Source organism: Aliivibrio sp. S3MY1 (genome assembly GCF_028765575.1).
In the GTDB taxonomy this organism is placed as follows: Bacteria; Pseudomonadota; Gammaproteobacteria; order Enterobacterales; family Vibrionaceae; genus Aliivibrio.
Genome location: NZ_JARACO010000050.1, coordinates 1 through 6,145, shown reverse-complemented (window position 1 = coordinate 6,145; position 6,145 = coordinate 1). Strand labels below are relative to the sequence as shown.

The window sequence follows — 6,145 nt, the reverse complement described above, 5'->3', positions numbered from 1 at the left end:
TTATTACTACGACGACTTAGCTGAATTTTACCGCCTTAAACACCTAAACCAAAGACAAACCTACAACGCCGAATGTAATAAATCGTGTTGATTGCTTTGTTAAACCGCAATGACACGCTATAATGACCGAATAATCAACCTAATTAGAGACCATTATGACTACTAGAATTTTAGCTGATGTTGCAGCAAGTATTACCGAGTTTAAAGCTAACCCAATGAAAGTTGCTTCAAGTGCTTATGGCGAAGCTGTTGCTGTACTTAACAGAAATGAGCCTGCATTTTATTGTGTACCAGCTGAAGCTTATGAACTTTTGATGGATCGAGTTGAAGATCTAGAACTATTATCTCTTGCCGCAGAACGAGAGAATGAAGAAACTATTTCGGTAAACATCCATGACTTATAAGTTAGATTTCAAAAAGAGCGCATATAAAGAATGGAATAAACTAGGTGCAACGCTTCGTGAGCAATTTAAGAAAAAACTATTAGAACGCTTAGATAATCCTCACGTTCCTGCGTCAAAGCTATCAGGTGCTGATAATTTATACAAAATTAAGCTACGACAGTCTGGTTACCGATTAGTATACAAAGTTGAAGATGACGTAATAATTGTCACCGTTTTAGCTGTTGGCAAAAGAGAACGCAGCGACGTATACAAAAAAGCGATGCACAGAATTTGACCATGGCGGTTTAACGCCTGCATAACACGTTTGCTACTATGCAGATTAAGCTCAAATTTACCACTTAATACGGTAAACAAAAAGAAACCTAGAATGCCGAATGTAGCAAATCGTGTTGATGCATTTGTTATGCCTACTTCCCTGACAACCTCTCCATTAAAATTTTCTTAAATGTCTGTTTAGCTCTCGCTACAAATTGGTCTTCGGATTCATTCAATAATGGCATTCCTATTTTATCACTAAGCTCAGACATAACCTCTTTGCTACCAGCCAACTTTGTTACTTCCTGTCCGAATTTCTCGGCTTTACTCTTAGAACTGATACTTCCACTGACTAACATAGCATTTCTAATTTCAGTGGATACATTCTGCAGAGCTATATTTTTTGAAGCTGAAGTGTCTACAGGTGCATTAAGAAAATCTTTTAAATTTTTCATTTAATCCTCCGATTTCTTTGATGAACGATAGAATGCTTTGAATATATGACCAAAAGAGTCGACTATCATAACAACAACTTTTTCCTTATCTTTATCTGATAAATTAGTCCACAACCCGAGCATCCAGCTAAAAAAGCTTAAAATTTTTGAAAACATTATTTCACCTTATACTTAATATTGAATAGGCATAACGCCTGCATAACACGTTTGCTACGATACAGACCTAGCTGAATTTTACTACCTTAATCACTGAAACTAAAGGCAAACTGACAACGCCGAATGTAGTAAATCGTGTTGATGCATTTGTTATGTTTTCAGTGCTGGTATTGCCGATTTTTACCTTTAAATGACTCACGGACACTTCGGAGCATATTATCCATTTCAGATTGAATCTCCATTAGGTTTGGTATATTAAGCGATTTACGATTATGAAAGATAACCATAGAGAATTTCTCTATTACTTCTTTATCAAAATCTATATCATCAAAATAGAGCGAGCAGACACCCTCAAGTGCTTGTGCTGCACCAGTAAACTGCGCCTTAAATTCTAAGTGGCTTGTTTCATCTTGATTAATGACTGAAGATATCCACTCCATACTTAAGACATTCAATCGAACGGCTAAATTATATCCTCTTTCGCACTTATCCAACATAAGTTCATTACGAGCAGTACGTCTAATAATCCATTGATTTGCGATTAAAGCAATAACGGCAAGTATAGATGAAATTAATATTGATATTAACTGAGCTTTTTCCGCATTACCTTCATATATATAACTAAACCAACAAACTACATCTTTAAGAATTTGCTCCAAATATCCTCCTGAAAATTGTTTATTTATCAAAAACAGACTGTTTATAGCCATCTATTTTAATTATTAAAGCGTTGTAGTTTCAATAAGTGAGTAGGATTTAGGGAGCGTCGTATTGATAAACTCCGCTGTAGAATCAGAAAACACAAATACAGTGGAGCAGTTAAGACAGCTTACCTTATAAGCCTGCTTGATAGAAAATACTCCCTTTAATACACCATTAAACTCTGCTTCACACACAGGGCAATGTAGATTTTTAACTGAATGCATAACAACTCCCTATTACCATTAAATATGTGACACGTGTCACATATTTATTATGCTCAAATTGTAGCTCTTATGCAACTGAAAATCAGGTAAAGTTTAGAGGAATAAATTGAAAACATAACGCCTGCATAACACGTTTGCTACCATGCAGATTAAGCCCAAATTTACCACTTAATGCGGTAAACCCAAAGAAATCTAGAATGCCGAATGTAGCAAATCGTGTTGATGCATTTGTTATAAATTAAACTTTACTAAGTTGATTATCTTTGAAGATACACTGAATTGATAGCCACTTAATTAAAGGAATTGCTAAGCTTAAATTATCTGATTCAGGTGTATAAGGTTCAAATATTGCTGTCGTTTTGCCTTTCCGAGTTTTTTTTGAATGAACAACAGCACACCTTATTGAGTACAACCAATTTGCAACATTTGTGATTAAATTATCTTTATCATCAGAATCAAAACCATTAATTGAAACACTAGACGATGATTTTATGCATTTTGTTAACTGAACTTTATATCCCCCCTCTTGTTTAGATATAAAGTCATAGATTTCACTTTCATTTGATATTAATTCAACCACACATTTTAGTTGTTCTCTTTCAATGTTAGCTTTTTTACTTAACAATAAAGGTGCTTCTTCAAAAGAATATTCAAGAACATTATAAAAACCAACAAAACCCTGTAAAGGATTGCTCTCTTTTAAGCCGGAAAAATAATACGATAATAGTAATGGATTATATAACGCTGTACTTTTTATCGTCTCAACTGGAATAACCAATTCAGAAGTATGCTTATAGCTACTATCTAATGTGAAATATTCTTGATTAGGCTTAATATCTCTTGGCGTGATTGAGTAATCTAATTTTTGAGCTTGATAATAATCAAGTAGACCATCTCTACATTCAATTAACTTTATTTTCCCAAAATATCCATCACGATCTTCATCGGGTAAACCTTTACTATGGCTTTTTTATCAATTAGTTTAGCCATTTGACTAACATAATCATCTATTATTGATTCAGAATAGTTTTCAATTAAACACCAATGACTAAAGTCAGTATTATCATCAGAATCAATAGTCTCTATATCAATAACCGATTCATCATTTGCTTTATCAAGAATCAAAGCTTCTGTACAACCTTGATCATAGTATGAATACATATGATTATTTGATACTACATATTTCATATCCGTTACTTTTGTAGAAATTCTACTACTATCATCAGTCGTGCTATAAACGAACAGATAATTATCTAATAAATACTCTATTTCTCGATCACTCATTCGATCAGAATGATTTTCAAATCTAACTTCAGCAACACATTCTAAATGCTCTAAATAATAAAAAGCTTGAGAGGTTAAAATCGGTTCACCATGAATGGTTGGATGAACAACGACACTATAGTCTAATCCATAAAAGTAAAGGATCTTAGATAAGCCTTTCGTTTTTGATAATTGACATCTTATTTTTATTGCCACAATAATACCCTTTAATTTATAACGCCTGCATAACACGTTTGCTACGATACAGACTAAACTGAATTTTACTGCCTTAATCACTGAAACTAAAGGCAAACCGACAACGCCGAATGTAGCAAATCGTGTTGATGCATTTGTTATGTGTGTTTAGACTTAGTCAGCAACTATCTCATTTGCAGAATTAACTAAATCCTCATAACTCCAACCAACACTTTCTGTTTTAACCATCAACTCACATATATCTGAAGTTTGAAATATTAGTTCAGATGAATCATTTAAAGTTATGACCAATTGATTTCCTTTGGCATCCCAAAAATCGTAATCTCTTTCGTCAATAAGCCCATCCAGATTATTACTAAGACAACAATGCACAACTAAAAAGTTCTTCATTTGCGATTCAGAAACACCTAACATTACTGATGCTTCAGAATAATCATATGTATATGTTGTCGACTCAGTATCAATCGTAAGCTTAATTAAATCGGTGTCCCAATATTCAAAACCACCAACTTCAGAAGAAACATACTGTTCAATTGAATTAGAAACCATCCAATAATCGCCGACTTCAAACTCTTTATCTAATGCCAATATATCTTCAAGCTTCTTACATTTTTCACGCTTCTCAGCCCAATGAAGCCCAACACTGGATAACTTAAATTCGAAATCATTCCCCTCTAAGATTTTCAGCGTCCAATGAGTTAAATAAGCATCTAATTTAGATGTTATATGCCGTTGTTTATGAGCGAGTTTAATTGACTCTCTAAAATAGAAAACCAAAATCGCACTTATTGCTGCCCAAATTATTGTCATAAAGTCTCCTAAGGGTTATAACGCTGGCATAACACGTTTATTACTATGCAAACCAACCTGAATTTAACCGCCTTAATCACAAAACTAAAGGCAAACCCAGAACGCCGAATGTAATAAATCGTGTTGATGCGATTGTTGTGCGTGCTTACTTTCGGCTTGGCAAACTTGGTAAAGAACTGCCCTGCCAAGATTTTCTAAGCCTAGATTCTAATTTACCGATGCCAATTAAGCGAACAAAATGTTCTTAAACTGCGAGATAAAGTGAATGGAAAACAGATACATTTCTTACACCATTTGAACGGTTTGGTTTCAGCAGATTTGGAACTGATAAACCAAATATCCTAACAACAATTGGGATTGAAAATGCTGCGAGCAAAACACTGATGCAGACTAAAATGAGGCATAACCAAAGAACAATTGAAGCGTAAAATAGCTTCTGAAACGCCTGAACTTAGGGAAATAAGGGCCAATTTGCCGAACCTAATAATAACGAAAACCAAAAGGCAATAAAGAAGAAAGGAACGCTTACTAAGCCGAAACTATGAAAGCCGCGATCCTTTTGATGAACCGTACAAAAAAATTCGGACTCAGTACGCACAACGCCTGCATAACACGTTTGCTGCCATGCAAATTAAGCTCAATTTACCACTTAATACGATAAACCAAAAGAAACCTAGAATGCCGAATGTAGCAAATCGTGTTGATGCATTTGTTATGCGGCTGGATCGAAAACCGTTTTCTCAATCCTTTGCCCTATATTAACAGGGTCATCAACATATTTATAAATTCTCAGTTTTTTTAACTTGGAAATTATTGAATCTTTTTGAGATTCATATTTATCAGGCAGTTTATTAATCAATTCATCTAACTGTTCTTTCCTAAACTCGCTAAGCTCAACCTGACTGTCCAAAGTTTGAATTACGTCTGAAAGTGTATACTTTATTTCATGATCATTTTTCAATTCCAATATGGCAGTATCAACATATCGACCTAACGCATTACTGTTGACACCCTTAATTCCCCATATATCGCCTGCATTTTTTTCGGCCTTCATATCAACTAATTCAATTCGCTGCTGAATAATATCAAGTGAAACAACTGCCTCTTTTGCAATATTTTCAAACTTCAGTTTGTTTTTTTCTTGCTCTTTCTCAGCAAGTGTTGAAGTAAGTTTGTTAACCTCTTCTTTAAACCCACTAAATTCATCTTTGAGGTTCTTTTCTTTTTCATAGAACAGATCATCAATTCGTTTTGTGTTAGATGCTCGGAGAGCATTTATTTCTTCTTTCTTCAGTTTGAAATTAAATAAAAATTGAGTACCGAACAGCGCTAATAAAAATGTAACAACCAGTCCAATTACTAAATGAATTGTAGATATCAAGCGTTCATTAGCATTTTTTGAGTTTTCATATAGCATTTTATAAAGCTCTGCTTTTTCCTTAAAGCTTGTATCATTAACAGATAAAGCCTCCGCATTATCGATTACTTCTTGAGTAGTCACATCAGTAGCTTCCGAAGAAAAGACTGAAAATGTAAATACTAATCCAAAAATTAATATCACTTTTTTTAACATTTTAAATTCCTAAATTACAGACAAATCTCAATAAACCGCATAACGCCGCAATAACACGTGCGAAAGACTGACTTACAAAACCAATTA

At 34.0% G+C, this 6,145-nt stretch carries 8 protein-coding genes; 2 read left to right on the top strand and 6 right to left on the bottom strand.

Annotated features, from left to right (window positions below; translation table 11 throughout):
• The first annotated feature begins 155 nt into the window (after nucleotides 1-155).
• Nucleotides 156-404 (top strand): type II toxin-antitoxin system Phd/YefM family antitoxin, encoded by a 249-nt coding sequence (locus PVK62_RS16920; RefSeq protein ID WP_045103969.1) that lies wholly within the window; start codon nucleotides 156-158, stop codon nucleotides 402-404.
• Nucleotides 394-678 carry a type II toxin-antitoxin system RelE family toxin gene (locus tag PVK62_RS16915; protein ID WP_012535033.1) on the top strand — a complete coding sequence of 95 codons (285 nt, stop codon included), beginning with the start codon at nucleotides 394-396 and terminating at the stop codon, nucleotides 676-678. Before PVK62_RS16920 ends, PVK62_RS16915 begins: the two co-directional genes overlap by 11 nt.
• A gap of 133 nt (nucleotides 679-811) precedes the next feature.
• On the opposite strand, the gene PVK62_RS16910 is transcribed toward PVK62_RS16915, so the two are convergent.
• The 6 genes from PVK62_RS16910 to PVK62_RS16885 form a co-directional block, all read right to left on the bottom strand.
• Nucleotides 812-1,114 (bottom strand): hypothetical protein, encoded by a 303-nt coding sequence (locus PVK62_RS16910; RefSeq protein WP_274445560.1) that lies wholly within the window; start codon nucleotides 1,112-1,114, stop codon nucleotides 812-814.
• Nucleotides 1,115-1,428: 314 nt separating this feature from the next.
• Complete coding sequence (locus PVK62_RS16905; protein ID WP_274445558.1) at nucleotides 1,429-1,929, bottom strand: hypothetical protein; 501 nt, start codon at nucleotides 1,927-1,929, stop codon at nucleotides 1,429-1,431.
• A 505-nt stretch (nucleotides 1,930-2,434) separates the two neighbouring features.
• The gene (locus PVK62_RS16900; protein ID WP_274445557.1) at nucleotides 2,435-2,974 is read right to left on the bottom strand and encodes a hypothetical protein; all 540 of its coding nucleotides are present in this window, start codon (nucleotides 2,972-2,974) and stop codon (nucleotides 2,435-2,437) included.
• A gap of 134 nt (nucleotides 2,975-3,108) precedes the next feature.
• Entirely contained in the window at nucleotides 3,109-3,675 is a 567-nt protein-coding gene (locus PVK62_RS16895) for a hypothetical protein (protein ID WP_274445556.1), read from the bottom strand.
• Nucleotides 3,676-3,828: 153 nt separating this feature from the next.
• Nucleotides 3,829-4,485, bottom strand: a complete 657-nt coding sequence (locus PVK62_RS16890) for a hypothetical protein (RefSeq protein WP_274449494.1) — start codon at nucleotides 4,483-4,485, stop codon at nucleotides 3,829-3,831.
• Nucleotides 4,486-5,197: 712 nt separating this feature from the next.
• Nucleotides 5,198-6,058, bottom strand: coding sequence for a hypothetical protein (locus PVK62_RS16885; protein ID WP_274445622.1), 861 nt, complete (start codon nucleotides 6,056-6,058; stop codon nucleotides 5,198-5,200).
• Nucleotides 6,059-6,145 lie beyond the last annotated feature (87 nt).